Source organism: Neisseria gonorrhoeae (genome assembly GCF_003315235.1).
Classification (GTDB): domain Bacteria; phylum Pseudomonadota; class Gammaproteobacteria; order Burkholderiales; family Neisseriaceae; genus Neisseria; species Neisseria gonorrhoeae.
Genome location: NZ_QNRU01000021.1, coordinates 12,798 through 35,493 on the forward strand (window position 1 = coordinate 12,798; position 22,696 = coordinate 35,493).

Annotated in this window: 19 protein-coding genes; 13 read left to right on the forward strand and 6 right to left on the reverse strand. The window is 52.1% G+C overall.

Annotation, left to right across the window (positions count from 1 at the left end; genetic code table 11):
- The first annotated feature begins 7 nt into the window (after positions 1 to 7).
- The 7 genes from DFR77_RS08785 to DFR77_RS08815 all read left to right on the forward strand — a co-directional run bounded on the left by DFR77_RS08785 (position 8) and on the right by DFR77_RS08815 (position 9,000).
- Entirely contained in the window at positions 8 to 1,123 is a 1,116-nt protein-coding gene (locus tag DFR77_RS08785) for a glycerate kinase (protein WP_003689026.1), read from the forward strand.
- Positions 1,124 to 1,247: 124 nt separating this feature from the next.
- Positions 1,248 to 1,703, forward strand: coding sequence for a low molecular weight protein-tyrosine-phosphatase (locus DFR77_RS08790; protein ID WP_003702839.1), 456 nt, complete (start codon positions 1,248 to 1,250; stop codon positions 1,701 to 1,703).
- Between the two features lie 76 nt (positions 1,704 to 1,779).
- Positions 1,780 to 2,256, forward strand: a complete 477-nt coding sequence (locus DFR77_RS08795) for a Fur family transcriptional regulator (protein ID WP_010357704.1) — start codon at positions 1,780 to 1,782, stop codon at positions 2,254 to 2,256.
- Positions 2,244 to 3,170 carry a CobW family GTP-binding protein gene (locus DFR77_RS08800; protein ID WP_003691374.1) on the forward strand — a complete coding sequence of 309 codons (927 nt, stop codon included), beginning with the start codon at positions 2,244 to 2,246 and terminating at the stop codon, positions 3,168 to 3,170. The genes DFR77_RS08795 and DFR77_RS08800 overlap by 13 nt, the downstream gene beginning before the upstream one ends.
- Before the next feature lie 64 nt (positions 3,171 to 3,234).
- Positions 3,235 to 3,792 carry a peptidylprolyl isomerase gene (locus tag DFR77_RS08805; RefSeq protein WP_003692914.1) on the forward strand — a complete coding sequence of 186 codons (558 nt, stop codon included), beginning with the start codon at positions 3,235 to 3,237 and terminating at the stop codon, positions 3,790 to 3,792.
- Positions 3,793 to 3,907: 115 nt separating this feature from the next.
- A complete protein-coding gene (locus tag DFR77_RS08810; protein WP_010951079.1) occupies positions 3,908 to 5,971 on the forward strand; it encodes a site-specific DNA-methyltransferase in 2,064 nt (687 codons plus the stop codon).
- Positions 5,972 to 6,060: 89 nt separating this feature from the next.
- The gene (locus DFR77_RS08815; RefSeq protein ID WP_003689015.1) at positions 6,061 to 9,000 is read left to right on the forward strand and encodes a type III restriction-modification system endonuclease; all 2,940 of its coding nucleotides are present in this window, start codon (positions 6,061 to 6,063) and stop codon (positions 8,998 to 9,000) included.
- 93 nt (positions 9,001 to 9,093) lie between these two features.
- Here DFR77_RS08815 and ttcA read toward each other — a convergent pair whose 3' ends face one another.
- The 3 genes from ttcA to DFR77_RS08830 all read right to left on the reverse strand — a co-directional run bounded on the left by ttcA (position 9,094) and on the right by DFR77_RS08830 (position 11,405).
- Positions 9,094 to 10,053: a tRNA 2-thiocytidine(32) synthetase TtcA gene (gene ttcA / locus DFR77_RS08820; protein ID WP_003692918.1), complete on the reverse strand. Its 960-nt coding sequence runs from the start codon at positions 10,051 to 10,053 to the stop codon at positions 9,094 to 9,096.
- A 91-nt stretch (positions 10,054 to 10,144) separates the two neighbouring features.
- Positions 10,145 to 11,008: a CAF17-like 4Fe-4S cluster assembly/insertion protein YgfZ gene (gene ygfZ, locus DFR77_RS08825; protein WP_025455802.1), complete on the reverse strand. Its 864-nt coding sequence runs from the start codon at positions 11,006 to 11,008 to the stop codon at positions 10,145 to 10,147.
- A gap of 34 nt (positions 11,009 to 11,042) precedes the next feature.
- Complete coding sequence (locus DFR77_RS08830) at positions 11,043 to 11,405, reverse strand: RidA family protein (protein ID WP_010357712.1); 363 nt, start codon at positions 11,403 to 11,405, stop codon at positions 11,043 to 11,045.
- 74 nt (positions 11,406 to 11,479) lie between these two features.
- Here DFR77_RS08830 and ybaK point away from each other — a divergent pair, with 74 nt between their 5' ends.
- From ybaK to DFR77_RS08860, 6 genes are all read left to right on the forward strand, one after another.
- Positions 11,480 to 11,959 (forward strand): Cys-tRNA(Pro) deacylase, encoded by a 480-nt coding sequence (gene ybaK, locus DFR77_RS08835; protein WP_003691371.1) that lies wholly within the window; start codon positions 11,480 to 11,482, stop codon positions 11,957 to 11,959.
- A 21-nt stretch (positions 11,960 to 11,980) separates the two neighbouring features.
- Entirely contained in the window at positions 11,981 to 12,673 is a 693-nt protein-coding gene (locus DFR77_RS08840) for a DUF4870 family protein (RefSeq protein ID WP_003691370.1), read from the forward strand.
- Positions 12,674 to 12,676: 3 nt separating this feature from the next.
- On the forward strand, positions 12,677 to 13,552 hold the full coding sequence (locus DFR77_RS08845; protein WP_003689009.1) for a DMT family transporter: 876 nt from the start codon (positions 12,677 to 12,679) through the stop codon (positions 13,550 to 13,552).
- Between the two features lie 207 nt (positions 13,553 to 13,759).
- On the forward strand, positions 13,760 to 17,188 hold the full coding sequence (locus DFR77_RS08850; protein WP_113852097.1) for a TonB-dependent receptor domain-containing protein: 3,429 nt from the start codon (positions 13,760 to 13,762) through the stop codon (positions 17,186 to 17,188).
- A 214-nt stretch (positions 17,189 to 17,402) separates the two neighbouring features.
- On the forward strand, positions 17,403 to 18,386 hold the full coding sequence (locus tag DFR77_RS08855) for a Slam-dependent surface lipoprotein (protein ID WP_003689006.1): 984 nt from the start codon (positions 17,403 to 17,405) through the stop codon (positions 18,384 to 18,386).
- Positions 18,387 to 18,656: 270 nt separating this feature from the next.
- Positions 18,657 to 20,147 (forward strand): surface lipoprotein assembly modifier, encoded by a 1,491-nt coding sequence (locus DFR77_RS08860; RefSeq protein WP_003692928.1) that lies wholly within the window; start codon positions 18,657 to 18,659, stop codon positions 20,145 to 20,147.
- Between the two features lie 67 nt (positions 20,148 to 20,214).
- Here the strand turns inward: DFR77_RS08860 and aspA are convergent, their stop codons facing one another.
- From aspA to DFR77_RS08875, 3 genes are all read right to left on the reverse strand, one after another.
- A complete protein-coding gene (aspA, locus tag DFR77_RS08865) occupies positions 20,215 to 21,612 on the reverse strand; it encodes an aspartate ammonia-lyase (protein ID WP_003689002.1) in 1,398 nt (465 codons plus the stop codon).
- Positions 21,613 to 21,687: 75 nt separating this feature from the next.
- Positions 21,688 to 21,825, reverse strand: a complete 138-nt coding sequence (locus DFR77_RS08870; protein WP_003691361.1) for a hypothetical protein — start codon at positions 21,823 to 21,825, stop codon at positions 21,688 to 21,690.
- A 63-nt stretch (positions 21,826 to 21,888) separates the two neighbouring features.
- A complete protein-coding gene (locus DFR77_RS08875) occupies positions 21,889 to 22,449 on the reverse strand; it encodes a YceI family protein (RefSeq protein WP_003689000.1) in 561 nt (186 codons plus the stop codon).
- Between the last annotated feature and the right edge of the window lie 247 nt (positions 22,450 to 22,696).

Sequence of the window (22,696 nt, forward strand, 5' to 3'; positions counted from 1 at the left end):
TATAAATATGAAGATTGTAATTGCACCGGATTCGTTTAAGGAAAGCTTGACAGCTCAACAGGTAGCTGAAGCAATAAAAAGAGGCTTCCAACAATCGATAGCAGATGTGGAATGTCTCCTCTGTCCTGTCGGTGATGGGGGAGAAGGCACTGTAGATGCTATCCGACATTCTCTTGACCTAGAAGAAAAATGTCTCCAAGTGACAGGACCTTTTGGACAAAAAGAAGTCATGCGCTATTTTCAAAAAGAACAACTAGCCCTATTCGAAGTTGCTGATTTGGTTGGTCTTGGAAAAATCCCGCTAGAGAAACGAAATCCATTACAAATCCAAACTCGTGGTATTGGAGAATTGATTCGCCACCTCATTAGTCAAGAAATTAAAGAAATCTATATTGGCGTTGGCGGTACGGCCGGTAATGATGGAGGTATTGGGATTGCTGCTGGTTTAGGTTATCAATTTTATGATGAGGATGGAAATGCCTTACCCGCTTGCGGTCAATCCTTACTAAACCCAGCTTCTGTTTCAACAGAAAATCGCTATGAAATTCCTGAAGATGTTCACATTCGTATTTTAGCAGATGTTGTGAGTCCCTTATGTGGACACCAAGGTGCGACCTATACGTTTGGCAAGCAAAAAGGGCTGGATTCTACTATGTTTGAGGCCGTAGATCAGGCAATACAAGATTTTTATGAAAAAGTCCCCCCTGCAACATTAAAACTTAAAGGAGCAGGAGCTGGTGGAGGCATCGCTGGTGGTTTGTGTGCCTTTGCTCAGGCAAGTATCGTATCTGGAATTGACACCTGCCTGGACTTGATTGACTTTGATAAGAAAGTGTCAGATGTTGACTTGGTTATCGTTGGTGAAGGAAGACTAGATCGTCAAAGTTTAGCAGGGAAAGCGCCTATTGGTGTAGCAAAAAGAACCCCTGTCGGAGTTCCTGTTGTCGCTATTTGCGGCAGTTTCGCTGAAGATTTGCCTTCCCTACCATTTGAAAATATCCAAGCTGCCTTTTCTATTTTGGAGAAAAGTGAACCTTTAGAAGATAGTTTGAAAAATGCCAGTCTTTATTTGGAGCATACGGCTTCTAATATTGGACATTTATTAAATATGCCTAAGATTTAGCCAAGCCATTTCTTCCAGATGGATGTTTTGGCAGGTTCTTCCTTATGCGGTTACGATTAACCGGCCGATGCCGTCTGAAAGGGTTTCCGCTTCAGACGGCATCGCGTTGGAACAGGGATGGGATATGAAAAAACCGAAAATCCTTTTTGTCTGCCTCGGCAACATCTGCCGTTCGCCGATGGCGGAATACATTTTGCGCCGCCGTGCCGCCGAAGCGGGCATTCCCCTCGAAACGGACAGCGCAGGGACATCGGGCTGGCACGACGGCGAGGATATGCACCGTGAAACGGCAAAGATATTGAAAAAATACGGCATTGACGCTTCAGGCTTTACCAGCCGCAAAATCCGCCAAAGCGATGCGACGGCGTTTGACTACATCATCGCTATGGACGGCAAGAATTTGTCCGAATTGGAAAAAACTTTTGGCAGGCGGCCGGAAAAAATATTCAAGCTGACCGACCTGATACCCGAAAGCGGTTACGACCATGTCCCCGATCCGTGGTACATGGGTGATTTTGAAGAAACATACAGGCTTGCGGATGCAGGCTGTCGGGCATTATTGGAAAAGATTTCCAAATAAAGCAATTGAATACAAACACAAATATAAAACCGCCTCCTGTCGTATCGGTCGTTCGGACGGCATAAACAGGGAATTTATGAAAACAAATTTCAAACAGAAAATTATCGAACAGGCACGCAGAGAGGACTTGCAGGTAACCGCTTTGCGCGAGCAGGTATTAGATATTGTCTTGCAGCAAAGCGGCGTGATTAAAGCCTACAATGTTTTGTCACAGATGCAGCAGCAGAGCGAAGGCGTGCTTGCACCGCCTACCGCCTACCGTGCCCTTGATTTTTGGGCGGATCAGGGCGTTTTACACAAAGTGGCGGCGGTCAACGGCTATATTTTGTGCAGCCACGCGCAGCACGAGTGCAACGACCATTGCCACGACCACGAAGAAGCCGAAGCGCACCACAGCGCGTTTATTTTGGTCTGCACCGAATGCGGCGCGGCGGACGAGCAAACCCTCAGCCACGAGTGGGCGGCACTGCGTGCAGGCGTTGCCGAAAGCGGTTTTGCGCTGAAAGAAGAACACGTTGTTTTAACTGGAATCTGTAAAAAATGTCAGAAGTGAAAAAAACCAAAGTCCACCTGATTTCAGGTTTTCTGGGAACAGGCAAAACCACCGCGCTCAAAAGCCTGATGGCGCAAAAAGACCCGAACGAAAAATGGGTCATCATCGTCAACGAGTTCGGCGAAATCGGCATTGACGGCGCGGTATTGAGCGACAACGGCATCCCTGTGGCAGAAATCGCCGGCGGCTGTTTATGCTGCACCGCCGGCCCGCAAATGGGCGTAACCGTGCAGAAAATGCTGCGCGACGCCAAACCCGACCGCCTGATGATTGAGGCAAGCGGACTGGCGCACGCCGCCAGCGTCATCGACGAATTGAAAGCCAAACCTCTGGACAGTCTTTTGGAAATCGGCGCCGTCTTTACCGTCGTCGATCCGCGCCAGTTCATCAATCCCGATTACGCGCAACAGGCGTTGTATAAAGACCAAATCGGCATTTGCGACGTATTGGCCGCCAGCAAAACCGATTTATGCACCCCCGAACAGCTTGCCGAATTTCATGACAAAGCGGCAAAACTGTTCCCACCCAAAGCCAAAGTGGTCGAAGTCCAAAACGCACAACTCGATATCCAATGGCTCGATATTCCCGTAGTTGAAAAATCACGCTACCGCCTCAAAGCCCTGCCGGACAACACCATGGGCTTCCAGTCGCAAGGTTTCACATTCCCCGCCGGACGCGATTTCGACGGCGAAAAATTGACCAACTTCTTCAATGATTTGCCCAAAATGACCGAAGGACTCGTCCGCGCCAAAGGCGTGTTCCAAGTATTGGGAACGTGGGTGTGGCTCAACTGGGTGGACGGGCAGTGGGGCGCGAACCAAGTGTCTTGGCGGCGCGATTCGCGTTTCGAGCTGATTGCCAAATCGTTTGACGCGGATTTAATCGAACAAAAACTTAAAGACGCATTGGAATAGCGTTCACGCGCTTTCAGACGGCATATGAAATGAAAATGCCGTCTGAAGGCTTTAGGAGGACGGGATGAAACCCAAATTCAAAACCGTTTTAACCGCGCTGCTTTTGGCGGTTTCCCTGCCGTCTATGGCGGCAACCCGCGTCCTGATGGAAACCGATATGGGCAATATCCGTTTGGTTTTGGACGAATCCAAAGCCTCCAAAACCGTTGCCAATTTCGTGCGCTATGCCCGAAAAGGCTTTTACGACAACACGATTTTCCACCGCGTCATCGGCGGCTTCGTCATCCAAGGCGGCGGATTGACCGAGGACTTGGTGCAAAAGGCAACCGATAAGGCCGTTGCCAACGAATCCGGCAACGGCTTGAAAAACACCGTCGGCACCATCGCAATGGCGCGGACGGCAGACCCCGATTCCGCCGCCGCCCAATTCTTTATCAATCTGGCGGACAACGGTTCGCTCGACTACAAAAACGGACAATACGGCTACACCGTTTTCGGCAGGGTAGAAAGCGGAATGGACACCGTTTCCAAAATCGCCCGCGTCAAAACCGCCACGCGCGGCCTTTATCAAAACGTACCCGTACAGCCCGTCAAAATCCGTCGCGTTGTTGTCGGGCAGTAACACGCAGACAGACGTTCAGACGGCGTCGCCCGTTTCCCAAAAAACGCCGTTTAAAGTAAAAAAATATTTTAAAACAGACAGTTGATATTGACAAATTCAAACCGAGGATTTTAAAATGCTGCCAACCCAACCCAACCCAACCCAACCCAACCCAACCCAACCCAACCCAACCCAACCCAACCCAAGCCCTGATCTAAGCGACACAGCCGGGGCGAACACTGAGGCAATCTACACTTCAGACGGCATTACCGCCAACTCTACCCAACTCGAACAGCTCAAAAAACTGTTTCCCGCCTGTTTTGACGCAGACGGAAATTTCCTTATCGACAGATTACAAGCCGAAATTGCGCCACAGACCGACATCGGACGCGAATTTTACGAAATGAACTGGCTGGGCAAATCATATGCCCGCCTGCTTCGCAACCTGCCGCCCGAAACCCTGATAAGTGAAGACAAAACGCACAACGCCAAGCCCGAAAATGCAGGCAGCCAAAATCTGCTGATTCGCGGCGATAATCTGGAAGTGTTGAAACACTTAAAAAACGCCTACGCAAACAGCGTGAAGATGATTTACATCGACCCGCCCTACAACACCGGATCGGACGGCTTTGTCTATCAGGACGACCGCAAATTCACACCCGCCGAACTTGCCCTCCTGGCGAATATTGACGAAGACGAAGCCGCGCGGATTTTAGATTTCACCGACAAAGGCTCAAACTCGCACAGCGCGTGGCTGACCTTTATGTATCCGCGCCTGTATATCGCCCGCGAACTGTTAAAGGACGACGGCGTGATTTTTATCTCGATTGACGATAACGAAGCGGCGCAGTTGAAATTGTTGTGTGATGAAGTGTTTGGGGAAGGGAATTTTGTTGCACAATTGCCTTGGCGAAAAAGAACAGCTAAATCAGATGTGCCTTTTGGTATTTCGCAGGATTATGAATGGATATTTGTATTCGCAAAATCTTGCCAATTTATTGCAGCAACTAAAGGCAAGGAACGACGCTATTATGAGACTGATGATTTCCCCGATCGTCCTTGGCGTACCCACGACTTAACGAAACAAACAACTGCGGCGGAAAGGCCAAATAGTTTTTTCACAATGGTTGATCCCAAGACAGGAAAAAAATATCCAGCAAATCCAAATGCAACTTGGCGTGTAACCAAAGATACATTTCAAGATTATTATAATAAAGGAAAAATCGTTTTCCCTGATGATTATGATTTCTTAAATATCAGCAATCCAGTTATGCGTTACTTTAAAGATGACGACATGAAAAAAGCTGGCGAGGATTTTGGCAAAGTAGCTGTAAGCAGTAGATTACCTGAAAATGTTGGTACATTAGCCGATGCAGTAGCCGAATATTTGGCTATTTTTAGTAGGACGCTACCTGAAAATATCGGAATGACTAAAGAAGGCACAAAAGAAATCACAGATTTATTTGGTAGCAAAATATTTACCTTCCCCAAGCCTAGTCAATTGATTAAATTTTTAGTTTCAATAAGTTCAAAGAGTAATGACCTAATCCTAGACTTCTTCGCAGGCAGCGGCACAACCGCCCACGCCGTGATGCAGCTTAACGCCGAAGGACAAAACGGTAACCGCCGCTATATCTGTGTACAGCTTCCCGAAAAAACCGCTGAAAAATCCGAAGCCCGTAAAGCAGGCTACCCGACCATCTTCGACATCACCAAAGCCCGCATAGAAAAAGCCGCCGCCAAAATCCGCGTCGAACATCCCGATTACACGGGCGATTCGGGCTTCAAAATCTTTCAAACGGCAGACAATTTCAGGCAGCATCCAGACAAGGATTTTTCGCCCGAACAACCGGATTTGCCGCTTAACGATGAATTAAGCGAAGAACAGCTGCAAACGCTTCTGACCACCTGGACGCTGTATGACGGGGCGGCACTGACCACGCCGGTTGAGCCTGTGCGGTTGGGCAGTTATACGGCGTATCTGTGCGAAAAACGGCTGTATCTGCTTAACAAGGGTTTTACTTCCGCCGATTTGCTGGCGTTTATCAAGAAGCTGGACGACGATGCGGATTTCAATCCCAACCGTGTGATTGTATTCGGCAGCAATATGGCAAGCGCCATGCAGCACGAACTCGACCAGGCGGTTCGCGGTTATACCAATAAAAAAGAGATTGAGTTGAATGTGATTATCAGGGTGTAACCGGAATCCGAAAGTGCAGGCTGCTTTTCGGCTTGGATTCCCCTTGCGGGGGAAGGACGATACAACAATGACTTCATGGAGAAACATTCATGAGCGGTTTTAATTACGAGAAAAACCAGCCGCACCAAATGCGGGCGGTTTCGGCGGTTTTGGGCGTGTTTGACGGGGCAACGCCCAAATATCGGACGGCAGACGAAAATCCCGAACTTTTGTTTGCTGCAAAACAATACGCAAACAATATCCTGAAAGTGCAAAGCCAAAACGGTATAGACGGCCGATTCCCCGACCGTTCGGACGACCAAAATATCCTTGATATTTCCATGGAAACGGGCACGGGCAAAACCTATACCTACACACAAACCATGTTCGAGCTGCACCGTTGGCTGGGCGTGTTCAAATTTATCGTGGTCGTGCCGACTTTGTCCATTAAGGCGGGAACACAGCAGTTTTTGCAAAGCAAGGCTTTGGCAGAGCATTTTGAACAGGATTTCGGCGGCGATTATGAAGGCGTACGCCTGAAAACCTATGTGGTGGAAAGCGCGAAAAAGAATAAGGGCAAAAAGTCCAATGCGCCCATAACGATTGAGCAATTTGTCAAAGCGGAAAACAAAAAGGAAATTCATGTGCTGCTGATTAACGCGGGCATGGTTAATTCGTCGTCCATGAACGATACGGGCGACAAGGCATTGAAGGATTTGTTTGACAATCCCGTTGATGCATTGGCTGCCGTGCGCCCGTTTATGATTGTGGACGAACCGCATAAATTCCCGACCCGAGATAGCGCGAAAACGTGGGGCAATATCAAACGCTTAAAACCGCAATATATTTTGCGCTACGGTGCAACATTTAACGATGAATATTACAACTTGCTTTACCGTTTGACGGCAGTAGACGCGTTTAACGACGGGCTGGTCAAAGGCGTGCGCGTGTTTCAGGAAGAAATGCAGGGCGGCATGGATGCGGCGGTAAAACTGGTGTCGTCGGACGGCAAAGAAGCGAAATTTGAATTAAACGAAAAGGACAAAAAGCAGACGTTCAAACTGGCAAAAGGCGAAGATTTGGCGCAAATCCATCCGGCTATTTCGGATTTGAAAATCGACAAAATGAATAAAACCGTGGTGGTGTTAAGCAACGGCTTGGAGTTGAAAACGGGTGCCGTCATCAACCCTTATTCCTATTCGCAAACGGTGCAGGATGCGATGATGCAGCGGGCGGTTGCCGAACATTTCAAGCTGGAACGCGCGCTTTTGGCAGAACGCGCGCCACAGCCCAAAATCAAGCCGCTGACGCTGTTTTTTATTGACGATATCGCGGGCTACCGCAGCGGCAACGAGCTTTCAGGCAGCCTGAAAGATAAATTTGAAAGCTGGATTCGCGCGGAAGCGGCACGCCGTCTGAAAACGGAAAGCGACCCGTTTTACCGCGATTACCTGCAAAAGACGTTGGACGATGTATCCGCCTGCCACGGCGGCTATTTTTCCAAAGACAATACAGACAGCGACGATAGAATCGAGCAGGAAATCAATGAAATCCTGCACGATAAGGAAAAACTGCTGTCTTTGGACAACCCGCGCCGCTTTATTTTTTCCAAATGGACGCTGCGCGAAGGCTGGGACAATCCCAACGTTTTCCAGATTTGCAAACTGCGTTCCAGCGGCAGCACGACTTCCAAGCTGCAAGAAGTCGGACGCGGCCTGCGCCTGCCGGTAAACGAGCTGATGGCGCGGGTGCGCGATGTACCGTACAAACTGAATTATTTTGTCGATAGCAGCGAAAAAGACTTTGTGAAGCAGCTTGTCGGCGAAATCAACGACAATTCTTTTCAGGAAGAAATCTCCAAAAAGTTTACCGAAGAGCTGAAACAAAAAATATTGCAAAAATACCCCGATATCAAACCGCTGGTATTGGTAAACCAACTGTTTTCAGACGGCATCATTGACGACAATGAAAACTTTGCCGAAGACGGCTATGACAAATTAAAAGCCGCCTATCCCGAAGCCTTCCCCAAAGGTTTGGACAAAGGCAAAGTCAGCAACGCCAAAGACGAGGGCAAAGACACCATCATCATGCGCGAAGGCAAATATGAAGAACTCAAAGCCTTGTGGGAGCTGATTCACCATAAAGCCGTTTTGCAGTACAAAATCAAAGATGAAGCCGAATTTGTCGATTTATTTACCGCCTATTTGCGTGAAAACGCCGCCAAATTCCCGCAGGCAGGCATATGCACGGCGGTAAACGAAGCTTATATCAACAACGGGCTTATGCTTTCCCGCCGCATAGACAGTATTGAAGATGAAGATTTTATCCGTTTCAACACAATGACTTATCGTGAGTTTCTGGAAAAACTGGCACAAACGGCAAAAATCCAGATGCAGACTTTGCATCAGGCGTTTTACCGCGTCCGCGACGAACTGAACATTGGCGATTTTTTGAATATGCAGACCATCGCCCAAATCAAAAACGGCTTCAACCGGTTTTTGCTTCATCATTCCTTCCATAAATTCGAACTGGATTACCGGCTTGTCGGCAGCAAAATCCATCCGACCAAATTTACCAATAAAGACGGCAAACCGCGCGCGGTGAAAAAAGCAGATTTGGGCAGATTTGAAGATACGGAGCACCGGCCTGCCGCCGGCTATCTCTTCGGCGAGATTTTCTACGATTCGGATATAGAACATGAAAATGTCGCCAACAACCAAATTGAAGGCGTAATCGTATTTACCAAAATACCGAGAAACTCCATCAAAATCCCTGTTGCCGGCGGCGGCACGTATTCGCCCGACTTTGCCTATATCGTGAAAACCAAAAGCGGCGAGATTCTGAACTTTGTGATTGAAGCCAAAGGGACTGACGGGGCGGAAGATTTGCGAAAAAGCGAAGAGCGGAAAATCAAACATGCCGAAAAGCTGTTTGCCGAGATTTCCAAAGAAATCAAGGTGGTGTTCAAAACGCAGTTTGACGGCGAGAGGATAGCCGAACTGATCGGGCAAAATATGCCAGCAGGCGGGCATTCTGAAAACGGACACTGAGAAACAAATGTTTGGAAGCCGTCTGCTTCGGGATTTTAAAATGCCGTCTGAAACGCCAAACGGGCTTCAGACGGCATTTTTGACGGCGGAGGTCTATGGGCCGCAGGTTTTCGGCTTGTTCGCCAGAATGTTGATGACTTTGCGTTCGGCTTTTTGCGGCTCGATTTTGATTTCGCTCTCATCTTCTTCGCTGCCGTCTGAAAAGCGTTCGGGCATTTTTTCGCTGTCAAAAGCCAAATCGCCGCCGTGTTTCAGATTTTGACCGCGTTCCAATCCGGCAAAGTCAAAGAGTTCGGTATCGGCAAGGTGGGAAGGGACGACGTTTTGCAGGGCGGAGAACATCGATTCGATACGGCCGGGGAAGCGTTTGTCCCAATCGCGCAGCATATCGCCGATGACTTGGCGTTGTAGGTTGGGCTGCGAGCCGCAGAGGTTGCACGGGATGATGGGGAACTGTTTCAATTCGGCGTATTTGATTAAGTCTTTTTCTTTCACATACGCCAGCGGGCGGATGACGATGTGTTCGCCGTTGTCGCTCACCAGCTTGGGCGGCATGGCTTTGAGTTTGCCGCCGTAAAACATATTTAAAAACATGGTGGCGAGGATGTCGTCGCGGTGGTGTCCCAAGGCGATTTTGGTGCAGCCCAATTCTTTTGCGGTGCGGTAGAGGATGCCGCGCCGCAGGCGGCTGCACAGCGAACAAGTCGTTTTGCCTTCGTCCAACACGCGTTTGACGGTGGAGTAAGTGTCTTCTTCAACGATTTTGTAGGGAACGCCGATGCTTTCGAGATAGGTCGGCAATACTTCTTCGGGGAAGCCCGGCTGTTTTTGGTCGAGATTGACGGCGACCAGTTCAAAATCAATCGGCGCGCTGGCTTGGAGCCGGCGCAGGATGTCTAACAGGGCGTAGCTGTCTTTGCCGCCGGAGAGGCAGACCATGATTTTGTCGCCCGGCTCGATCATGTTGAAATCGTTAATCGTGTCGCCGACGGCGTGGCGCAGGCGTTTGCTGAGTTTGTTGTTTTCGAGTTCTTGCTTGGTTTTTTTGGACATGGCGGTGGTTTGAAAAATTAGGGATGCGGCATTGTAACCGAAAACAGGGGCGGCAATGCCGTCTGAAGGGCTTCAGACGGCATTAGAGGGCTTATTCTGCATTTTTGGTTTTAAAGAAGAGATGAACCGCTTTGAAGATACCGCCGTTTGGGACGGTGAGTTCTTTTTGCGCGGCGGAGAATTTAATCACGGCAAGGGCGGTAAAGTTTTCCGAATCTTGAACGCTGTCGAGTACGATGCCGGCTTCTTCGCCGTCCGCCGTCAGCAGGATGCCCGCTTCGGCTGCCGAATTTCCCGACAATACCGCCAAGCCGCGTTTGACCTGCCCCCGATACTGGGCGCGCGCGATGATTTCCTGTCCCGGGTAGCAGCCTTTTTTGAAGTGTACGCCGCCGATGATGTGCTGGTTGAGCATTTGGGCGACGGCGGTTTCTTTGGTAGCCGCGCATATCCACGGATAACCGCTGCGGATTTCGTGCAGCCGCCACGCGTTTTCGGCGGCAGCGTCATAAGGGGGTAGGGCGGTTTCGGGGGCGATGTGCAAAATGCCTCGATGGTGCAGGATGACGGAACAGATGCCGTCTGAGACGCATTCGGAGGTAAAGGCGAGACTGGGTTCTTGCGCGGCAAGCGGTTCGGCGGATGCTGCCAATTCCGCGCCGACGGCGTAATCTTCAAGGATTTCAAAAACGGCTTTGGCGCGCAACACAAACATCCGCAGGCGTTTGACCGTTGCTTCAAGCAAATCTTGCGCCATAATCAGCAGCAAATCGTCTCCACGGTTGACGACAATCATATTGGCGATGACGCGGCCTTTGGGCGTGTTGTAAGTCGCGTAACACGCCTGCCCGGCCTGAAGATTATTGATGTCGTTGGAAAGCTGTCCGTGCAGGAAGGTTTGGCGGTCTTCGCCGCTGACGCGCGCCACGCCGAAAAAGGGCAGTAAGGTTTTCATCATTTGCGTACTCTGAAAATATAAGGAAATCTGTTTATGCAGTTGCCGCGTCTCTCTTCACGGCGGTTATTTTGATTTCGACGCGCCACTCCGGACGGGCGAGCCGCGCTTCCACGCAGGCGCGGGCGGGCGTTCTGCCGGCGGCAACCCAAGCGTCCCACACGCCGTTCATTTCCGCATAGTCGCCCATATCACGCAGGTAGATGACCGCATCCAAAACGTGTGCCTTGTCCGAGCCGCATTCCGCCAGCCAGCGGTCGGTTTGGGCAAGCACGTCGGCAGTCTGTTCGGCAGCCGTTTCACCGTTTTCGGGAACCATGCCGGAGAGGAAAATCAAGCCGCCCGCGCAAACCGCTTCGGAATAGCGGGGCGTTGTGCCGAAATACCGGATATCCATATCGGTTTCCTTCGATAAAGGGGATATATGGTAACATTGCGCTTGACCGATTTCCATGTTTTGCATGACGAAAAATGAGTAAACACACTTATCCGATAACACCTGCCGTACGCGTTTTGCGTGAAAACGGCATCGAATTTGAACCTTTTACCTATGCCTATGAGGAACACGGCGGCACGGCGCAGTTTGCCCGACTGTTCGGCAAAGACGAACACTTGGTCATTAAAACCATTGTTTTGCAAGATGAAAACGGTAAGGGGCCGATTGTCTTGATGCACGGCGACAAACAGATTTCAACCCGCAATCTGGCGCGGCATTTGGGTGCGAAACACATCGAACCCGCCGCGCCTGCGCAGGCAAACAAGTGGACGGGCTATCTGGTCGGCGGCACAACGCCGTTCGGCATCCGGACAAAATTGGATATTTACGTCGAACAGTCGGTGATGGATTTGGAAACCATCTATATCAATGGCGGAAAACGCGGGTTCATTATCGGTATCCGCCCCGATGATTTAAATATTTTGAACCCGAAAACAATACAGGCAGCGGTTTGACCGGGAAGTATAAGGAGCAATATGGACAAAGATTTGTATGCCGTATTGGGCGTGTCGCCGCAGGCGGGGGCGGACGAAATCAAACGCGCCTACCGCAAGCTGGCGATGAAATACCATCCCGACCGCAATCCGGGCAATCTGCAGGCGGAAGAAAAGTTCAAAGAAATCCAACGGGCTTACGATACGCTTTCCGACCTGTCAAAACGGACGCAATACGACGCGTCCTTCAGACGGCATGAGGAACGCGGGCGGCAGGAAGAGGCATTCCGCCGCGAACAGGCGCGCAGGGAGCAGTTTTACGGCGAACAGATGCGCCGCGAACAGGCGTTCAGACGGGAGTTTGAACGGCAGGCTTCACGTTCGCGCCATGCTTACGAACCGTCCGGCAGCGGAAGCGGGCGCAACTATATCCTCGCCGCCTACATCCTGTTCGGTTTGGGTGCAATCATACAGTTCATGCCCATAGTCGGCGTGATTCTCGCCTATATGAAACGGAACAGTTTGGACAGCATTGTCTATGCCGCACATACCGAATACCTGATTAAAACCTTTTGGCGCACATTTTGGCTTTATCTTTTGGGCGCGCTGACTGCCCGTTTCGGCATCGGCGTGCTGATTATTATTGCAACGACCGTCTGGTATTTCTACCGCATCATCGCCGGCTTTATCCGCTTCAACGACGGCAGGGCGGTTGCGCCCGAGAAATGGATATAGAGCATGGCCTACCTGTTAATCAGCATCGTGTTCAGCGTGTCGGTTTCCATTTTGCTGAAAATGGCAAGGAAGAAAAAAATCGACATCGCGCAGGCGGTCGCCGTCAATTATGTGGTCGCGGTCATACTGACCCTGTCGGTATTGAAGCCGGATGTCGGCAATATCGGTGCATTTTTGCCGACGTGGCCGCTGTTTGCCGCTTTGGGCGTGCTGCTGCCGTCCGTATTTGTCATTATGGGCAAATCCGTAGAATCCGCCGGTATCGTCAAATCCGACGCGGCGCAGCGTTTGTCGCTGTTTTTACCGATTGTTGCCGCTTTGACGCTGTTTGGCGAAAAACTCAGTGAAGGCAAACTGATCGGACTGTGCCTCGCCTTTGCCGCACTGTTCTGCCTGCTTTGGAAAAGCGACAGCGGCAAAAAATCAGGCAGCGCGTGGCGGCAGGCGTTATTGCTGCTCGGTGTGTGGGCGGGTTACGGCATTATCGACATCCTGTTCAAACAGATTGCCAAAAGCGGCACGGCATTTGCGGGCAACCTGCTGGTTGCATTTGCGCTGGCGGGTGTGCTGATGTTTGCCTGCCTGTTTGCCAAATCGGTCAGATGGCGCGTTGAGAGCGTGGTCGGCGGCATACTCTTGGGCGGTTTGAATTTTATGAACATCGTAACCTACATCACTGCGCACCAAATGATGAAGGACAGTCCCACGCTGGTTTTTGCCGGTATGAATATCGGTGTGATTGTTTTAGGGACGCTTTCGGGCGCATTGTTCTTTAAGGAAAAAATCAACACAATCAATACGGCAGGCATTGTACTGTCATTATGCTCCATTGCCTGCCTGTTTTATTGGACAGAAGTTAAGGCATTGTTCGGCATATAATCCGGCTGATTGATATAACAAAATGCCGTCTGAAACAGGAAAATGCTGCTTCAGACGGCATTTTGTTATACGGGCAGATTCAAAATTTAATTAATAATAGTTATTTTTAATTATAATTTAAATATTAACAATAATTAAAAATTTCAAATAATTCTTATTATGAGTGTATCTTAATAAAATTCATTTTATATTCTTAATAAGGAATACATGATGTCCGGATTCTCCCCCAAACCTAAGACCATTATCCTAAGCCTTGCAGGTGCATTTGGCGCATTGGCTTTTGCAGACACCCCGAACAATACCGAACAGCAGAAAGAACTGAATACCATAGTCGTCCATGGCAAACGCAGTGCCGACCAAAAAGGCGCGGACGACGTGTATTACAAAAACGTCTCCAACGCCTACGTCGGCAAAGAATACCTCGAACGCTACCGCGTCCAATCCGCCGGCGACGTACTCAAAGGCCTAAACGGCGTGTACAACATGAACACCCGCACCGCCGGCGGCGCCATCACGCCCAACATACGCGGTATCACCGGCAAGGGCCGCATCCCGGTTACCATAGACGGCACCGAACAAACCATCGACGTATGGATGAACAACTACGGCGTGGGCGACCGCAACTACCTCGACCCCGCCCTGTTCCGCAGCATCGCGGTGGAAAAAAGCCCCGCCCTCACGCGCGGCGTGAAATCGGGCGTCGGCGGTGCGGTCACCATCCGCACCATCGAAGCCGGCGACATCGTGCCCGAAGGGCAGAAATTCGGCTTCCAGCTGAAAACCGAGTTTGCCAACAACAGAACCCGCCCGGCCAACAACCTCAACCAATGGCTGGGCTGGGAAGACTACCGCACCCTGCCGCTCGGCGCCACCGCCGACGGCGCGGGCGGCGGTTCTGACCCGATCACCGGACAGCAGAGCCCGCAGGCGTTGGTGGTAGACAACTTTACCCCGCCGCAGCACAAAAGCGGCCGCGACAACTGGCGCTTCGGCGGCGACCGCAGTTATATGGCCGCCGCCGCCTTCAAAACCGAACTTTCAGACGGCCTTGCCGCCTACAGCTACCGCAACAAAGGCAACTACTTCGCCGGTCGCAAGGGTGCGGAAGGCTACCTGAATAATCCGGTATACGACCTGCAAAAATGCTACGACGAAGGCGGCAGCGATTTCAACTGCAAAAATTCCGCCACCTTCATCCCAAATATGGCGCGCATCTACCACCCCGGGGTGGAAGTGCTCAACAGCAACACCGAAACCAAAACCCTGCTGCTGAAAAACAACTGGCACCTGCCCGGCAGCCATCGGCTCGGCTGGCAATATATGCGCACCGACGTGCGCTTCGGCGAGATCAACCCCTTCCACACCACCTATGTGATGAATATGGAAGAGCACAACGAGACCAACCGCCCCAAAGAACTGTCGCCACAGGCGCAGAGCATCGATTCCACCATCCGCACCGACACCTACAAACTCGGCTGGGCCTGGAAGCCGGAAAACAGCCGCTGGGTCGATCTGCAGGCCAACCTGTGGCGCATCAAAACCAACAGCACCCGCCACCAGAGTGGCGGCATGGATTTGTCTTCCGCCCGCCCCGATCCCTTCTACGACGTTTGGTATTGGTGTACCCAACGCGGCCGGATACCGCCCGAGCACGTCGACAACTACAGCAGCTGCAACGACCTGATGAATGATTTCGGCGTCAACGGCCTGACCAAAGAACAGGTGTTGGCCATGACCCCGAACGACAACGGCCAATTCCGCGTGATTTCCGGCGCCGAGCAGAAAACCCGCGTCAGCCGCACCGGTTTCGATATCAGCAACCGCTTCCGCCTCAGAGACCGCCTGAGCATGACCTTGGCCGCCGATTATCAGAAAGAGAAACTGGCGGAGGAAGTGGAAATCGTCAATTCGCAAGACCTGTTCAACCTGGCCGGCATGGTAACCGGCCTGACCAAGCTGGCCGGGCCCAGGGGCGGCGAGCGGCGCGAATGGGGCATCAATTTGGTGTTCGACTGGCAGGCCGCCGACCGCCTGAAAATCTCCGCCGGCATCCGCTACCACAACTTCCGGGGCTTCGATACCGCCCTGGCCGAAGGGCGTGCCCGCCGCGACCCGCGCTATCAGGCAGGCGATGGAACCCAGCATTATGCCGATGGTGCCTATCTGCCGTATTTCGAACTGGCAGGCGATCAGGAGCGGCGTGACTGGAATGTGGTGGCCGAACAGCTTCGGCAGGCGTATCAGTCAGGCGATGCTGCCGCCATTGCCGCGGCAGTACAGGCAGAACAGGCGCACGGCGCCCGTTACCATTTGCTGAAATACTATGACGGCTCGTATCGTACCGATGGTTATGTGTATATCGGCAACGATGGCCGTGCCTATTTTGACGGACGGTTCGGCGGGGTTAACGAGGCACAGAACCAACCGCTCTATCGGGTGCGCCCCGTTTATGTGCCGTTTGTCAACGGCAAGCTGGACAGCGGCGCATTGCCCCAGCATTTTCATGATTTCGTCAGCAATTATCAGGAAAAAGTGACCAATCCGCAGGGGCTGCACGGGACGCATTATCGATATTGGGCAGGCGTGGGGAATCCTATCGACTGTATAAGAAGTGATGCGGCCTCTTGCCTTGCTCATAACCTATCGGGAAAAGTAACCAATTTTCAAGTCGGCTATCCCGAGTACGGTGATGATACCGGTCTCGGTCTCAAAATCATCGGTCGGCACTATACCGAGGAACAGTATTGGGCGCAGCCCAAACCGATCCGTGCCCATGCCTGGGCGCCGACCATCGCCGTCAGCTACGATCTGACCGACAACAGCCGCCTGTTCGTACGCTATGCGCAGATGAGCCGCTTCCCCAGCGTGTATGAGGTGGGCAGTTTTTATAACGACGTGGCCTATGCCGGTATGCCGAAGGCCCCAAATTTCCGCTTCAAGCCGGAACGCAGCCGCAGCTGGGAAATCGGCTACAGCTTCAATTTTGCCTCGTATTGGAGCCGGCTGCGTGCCGGCGATATGCGCCTGACCTACTACCGCAACCGTATCCAAAATGTGATCGAAACCACAGATTATTTCCGCACCGTGCAATACGACCGCAAGGACACCGCCGGGCTGGAATGGCAGAGCCGCATCGACACCGGCCGCTTCTTTGCCGCGCTCGGTGCCACCTACCGCCTGAAACAGCAGATGTGTGACCGCGATACCGCTTTCGATTACGACCCTTATGGTGCCAAAGGCGTGCCGATCTGCATCGAAGGCGGCTACGGCAGTACGCGCGGCTATCAGGCCTTGCAGCCGAAATATTCAATAAACCTGGATGCCGGGGTGCGCCTGTTGGGCGAGAAACTGGAGCTCGGCCTGCGCGGCATCTACCACAGCCGGGTCAACACCAAGCAATACGACCAACTGCTGCAAAAGGATTTGGGCATCATCTTCGATACCACCGGCAAGCCCCACCATTGGCGGTCATCGCTGACTTGGGATGTTTATGGCCGCTACCGGCTGCACAAAAACCTCAACGTCAACCTCGGCATCACCAACCTGACCAACCGCTACTATCTCGACCCGATGTCCAACGTTGCCGCCCCCGGGCCGGGCCGGACGGTTACCTTTGGGCTGACTGCCAAGTTCTAGCCGCAGGGCGGAGTGGGGTTTTCAGGTAGCCTGCGGGTATGGCGGGAAGGCTACCTGAAAACGGATTGGATATAACAACAAACAATTGAACACTCCGGACGCACAAACCCAACCGGCCCCGCTTATCCGAGGTAATGGTTTTTACCGTTTTTTCCGCCGGTTCGGCGGTAATAAAACGGTGGCTTTTGTTTAACTCTTAATTAAGGAAACGATTATGTCTATACGTAATAAAACCCTGTTGGCCGTCTTGCTGTGCGGCGTTTTTGGTGTGGCTGCGGCTGCTCCGGCTGGTGGTTCCAGCCAAAGGAAAAGCCAAGATCCAAATAGTGACCCGACGACAGTTCGCCCCGGCACCTCTGACAAGCAACCTTTCGGTGCCGGTAAGGCCGGTTTGGCATTCAGTATCAATAACGGTGGAAGTTGGTCGAAATCCATCAATCTGGATGATGGTCCGGTCAAATATATCCGTGCGAAATATCAGGCACCGATTAACGGCAACGATCCCTATGCTAATGTTGATGGTACGCGCAATCTGCAATATCTGCGCTTAGGCGATGTGAAACCGGTTATCGGCTGGTTCTACAACCCAACGTTGGGTCAGGTGTGGTATGAAAACCACCACAACAACACTGAAGTGTACAGTGTGCGCCAGATAGCCAACCCGGCAATCCCCGCCGCACCCAAGTTCGGCGGCCTGGTAATCGCCAAAGTGCCGGGCATGGGCGGCAGCAACGGCAACGTCTTCTTCGGCGAATGGGCGCCGCGTGCCGGTAACCCGCAGCAAATCAGCACCGACCTGAATATGGCGGATGGTAAACGCACCGTTTGGTATGTGGGCGATAATCCCACCGGCAACACCACCGGTGTGAGAACCGCCACCTACAATGTGCTGGGTATCAATAAGCACACCCCGGGGCAGAACGATTTCTATACCGGTCAGGTAACCGCCACCTTCGGTTCTGGTATAACCGGGACGATGGCAGGCAGAATCAGCCGCAGTTCCGATCACGTCGATTTTGATCACGCCAAAATCGATAACAGAAATGGTACCTTTGCCGATCCCAGTCAAGGCATGACCGGCCGCTTCTACGGCAACCAGGCGGCAGCCATGGCCGGCTATACCACACGTGGTACCGGTAATGTCGGCGATGACGTAGCTTTCGGCGGTAGCGCCACCGATATTGAGACCCGCAAATAACAGCTGCCATCCGATTTGGTTTGGCAACGGCTAGGCTCGATTTAACCCCTGAGGAGTTTCAAGCTGCCGTTTTATGCCGACTGCCAAGCCATATAAATCATCCGTCCGATACGGATTGCTGCTCGGTTTCAGGTAGCCCGTGTTCAACACAGGCTACCTGAAATTTGATATTTGTAAATAAACATCGCCTATCCCATACGGTTTCGGCCTATCGGACATTTTGGGACAGCAATTAAAACCTGCGTTACTTTATCTTTTCGGAAGGCAACCATGAACAAACCACTCAGCCTCGCCCTCTTCTGCCTGCTTCTGCCCATCACCGCCCACGCCGACAACCCCGCCGACGAACGCCGCCGCCTGCTGGACGAGGGCAGCCGCCAAACGCAGCAATACCGCGAAAGCGGTTGGCTGGACACGGAACAGGCACGCGGGGAAGTAGAGGAAAACGACGGCTATATTTCGATAGGCGGCGAAATCTACCAAGTCGGCGATACGGCGGAAGAACTGGAAAGCGCAATTTACCACGCCCTCAATGCGCGGCAGTGGCACAAGGTGCGGCAGTTCGCCGCCCGCTACGCCAAACTGCCCCGGCACAAGCCCGCGCTGATTCATTTGGCCGATGCGCTGCAAAAACGGGACGAAGGGGATTTCCGCGCGGCGGGGAACAGTTTTCAGACGGCCTTGGAAGCCGAACCCGACAACCCGCGCCTGCTGCTCGAAGCGGGGCGGTTTTATGCCGAAGACAACCAAAACAAAGAGTCTGCCGCCGCGTTTGAGAAAGTTCTGAAAACGGACATTCCCGCAGAAACCCGCCCCATCGTGGAAAACTACCTGTCCGAACTGGGCAAACGCCGCCGCTGGCACGGCCAAATCAGCCTCGGCTACGGCTATAACAGCAATGTAAACCAAGGCAACGGCATCAACCAATGCGTGTGGGAAATTGCGGGCATGTGCCTGATGGAGCGCACCCTGCCCGCGCCAACGGATTCGACCTTCTCATCCTATAGCGCGACCGCCGAAAAAACCGTCCCGCTCAAAGGGAATCACGGCGTACAGGTGCGCGGTGTACTGTACGGCAACCGCTACACGGAAAAAGACAAAGATTCGGCGGCTATGCCGGATTACGGCTATCGCAACGGTTCGCTGTACGCGGGATACGCCTATGCCGACGCACGCTCCTCCTTTTCCCTGCTGCCTTATTTCGAATACGATTTCCGCAACCGCCACACCCACTACCGAGCATGGGGTGCGGATGCCGACTGGTCGCGCACACTCTCCCCGCACTGGCGCATTAACTCACATGCCGGAGCAAAAAAGACCGGATACGGCGGACAAAGCAAAACTTATTTTGCCGATTTCAAACAATACGAACTCGGCGCGGGGGCGGAATTTTCCATCACGCCGAAAAGCGGCCTGCTTGTAAATTTCGATGCCGCACGCAAAGCCTATCCCGAAAAATCCTCTTCCAGCAAAGAATATACGGCTCGGCTGGGCGCGTATAGGCTTTTTTCGGGCGGTACTTATTTAAACGCCGTCCTGCTCTACCGCCGCAGCCTGTATGACGCGGCAAGTTTCGTCAGCGATAACAAACGGCGGAGCGACAAGCAATACATCATGATGGCTGCGGCGGGTTTTCCGCAATGGAATATCAAAGGCGTATATCCCGAACTGCGTTTCAGGCGAACAATCGCACACAGCAACGCGGTGTATTACCGCTACCGCCAAAACGAATGGCTGTTGGGTTTTAAATATCGGTTTTGACCAGTCGGGTGATAAAAAATGCCGTCTGAAAGGGCGCTTCCTTTCAGACGGCATTTGTCCGTAATGTTTACAGATGAGGATTCATCAGGTTCTCGGGGGAGAGGATGCGGTTGAGTTCTTCTTCGCTCAACAACCCGCGTTCCAGTACGACTTCGCGCACGCCTTTGCCGGTTTGGGCGCAGATTTTGCCGACCAAGTCGCCGTTGCGGTGGCCGATGTACGGATTCAGATAAGTCACCAGCCCGATGGAGTTGAAAACGTAACGTTCGCAGATTTCGCGGTTGACCGTAATGCCTTTGACGCATTTGTCGGATAGGTTGACTGCGGCATTGCCCAAGAGGGAAATGGTTTCAAACATACATTGGGCGATGACCGGCTCCATAACGTTTAATTGCAGTTGCCCGGATTCGGCGGCGAAGGTAATCGTCGTATCGTTGCCGATGACTTTGAAGCAGACTTGGTTGACGACTTCGGGAATCACGGGATTGACTTTGGCAGGCATGATGGAAGAACCGGCCTGCAATTCGGGCAGGTTGATTTCTTTCAAACCGGCGCGCGGACCGGAAGAGAGAAGGCGCAAATCGTTGCAGATTTTAGAGAGTTTGACGGCCGTGCGTTTCAATGCGCCGTGTACCATCACATATGCACCGCAGTCGGAGGTCGCTTCGATCAGGTTTTCAGTCAGTTTGCAAGGCAAGCCGCTGACTTCAGAGAGTTTTTTGACCACCAGTTCGGCGTAGCCTTTGGGCGTGTTCACGCCCGTGCCGATTGCCGTTGCGCCCAAATTGACTTCCAAGAGCAGTTGGCGGGTGCGGTCAAGGTTGAGGATTTCCTCTTCCAACAATACTTGGAAAGATTGGAATTCCTGGCCTGCCGTCATCGGTACGGCATCTTGAAGCTGGGTGCGACCCATTTTCAAAACGTCTTTAAACGCTTCGGCTTTGGCGGCAAAGGCGTTTTTCAATACGGTCAGTTTGTCGAGCAATTCGCCGATGCTGTAATACACGGCAAGGCGGAAGCCCGTGGGATAGGCATCGTTGGTGGATTGGCTGGCGTTGACGTGATCCATCGGATTGACGATGTCGTAGCGGCCTTTCTCATAGCCCAAGGCTTCCAATGCAAGGTTGGCGATGACTTCGTTGGTGTTCATATTGACCGAAGTTCCCGCACCGCCCTGATACACGTCGGACGGGAATTGGTCGAGGCAGCGGTTGTTCAGCAGAACTTCGTCGCAAGCCTTTTCAATGGCGGCGGCGATTTCGGGTTTTACTGCACCCAATTCGCCGTTTGCCTGCGCGGTTGCTTTTTTCACCATCACCATACTGCGGACAAACTGCGGCACGTCGGAAATTTTTTGTGTGGAGATTTTAAAGTTTTCAATGGCGCGCAGGGTGTGGATGCCCCAATACACTTCGGCGGGAATCTCGCGGTCGCCCAATAAATCGTGTTCGATACGGACAGTCATGTTTTTACCTTTGTAAGTCGGATAATTAATATTGAAAAAATGCGCCATCGGAAAGATGCCGCAGCAGGACGAACACTATACCGGCCGGATGAAATTGTCCATATCGTATGCCGTCTGAAAACGGGAAACGTTGTTTTCGGTCGTTACTTTCCGGACTTTCCGGCAAGCCCCGCCTGCCGCCAAAATATCTTTCGGCGGGTTGTGCTCCGCCATATCGGCTTACGGTTGGCAGGGCGGTTTGATGAAGACGGCATTTGTGCTGATTCGCATCAAGGCTTATTGTTTTGCAGCTTCGATTTGGATGTCGATGCGGACGTTTTTGGTCATACCGGCGTTAACGAGGTAGTCCACGCCCCATTTGGTGCGGTCGATGGTGGTGCTGAAGTCGCCGCCGCAAACTTCGGTTTCCGCCATCGGGCTTTGGTAGCAGTTGAATTTTTCGGCTTTGAGTTTGACGGGGGCGGTTTTGCCGCGCATGGTCAGGTTGCCGTCAACGGAAACAAGTTTTTTGCCGTTGAAGTTGAATTTGGTGGAAACGAAGCGGATGTCCGGATATTGAGCGGCATCGAAGATGTCGGCGGATTTCAGGTGGCCGGTGAAGTGTTGCGAACCGCTTTGCAGGTTGGCGACGGGAATGGTGATGTCGATTTTGCCGTCGCGTTTTGCTTGATCGAACTCGACGGAACCGGTCAGACCGTAAAAACCGCCGACGTTGGTGCTGGTGTTGAAGTGGTCGATGGCGAAACGGACGTTGGCGTGATATTCGTCCACTTTGTAGGTGGCGGAGGCAGTGCCGACGGCTGCCGCTGCGAGCGCGGCGAAGATGATTTTTTTCATGATGATAATCCTTTGTGTGGGCCGGTAAAGGCGTTTATCCTAACATAGGCGGGGATTTATGGCATTTCCTGCCGGTAAACGGTGGGTTTGCAGGCGGTTGACGAACGGGCGGGCGGAACAGGGCGGATGAAAAAGCGCGGTGTTATCCGTGCTTTGTTTTTGGGTCTGTACCAGATTAGCAGATATGTTACCCTCGAAATATGAAGATAACACACTGCAAATTAAAGAAAGAAGTACAGAAAGAACC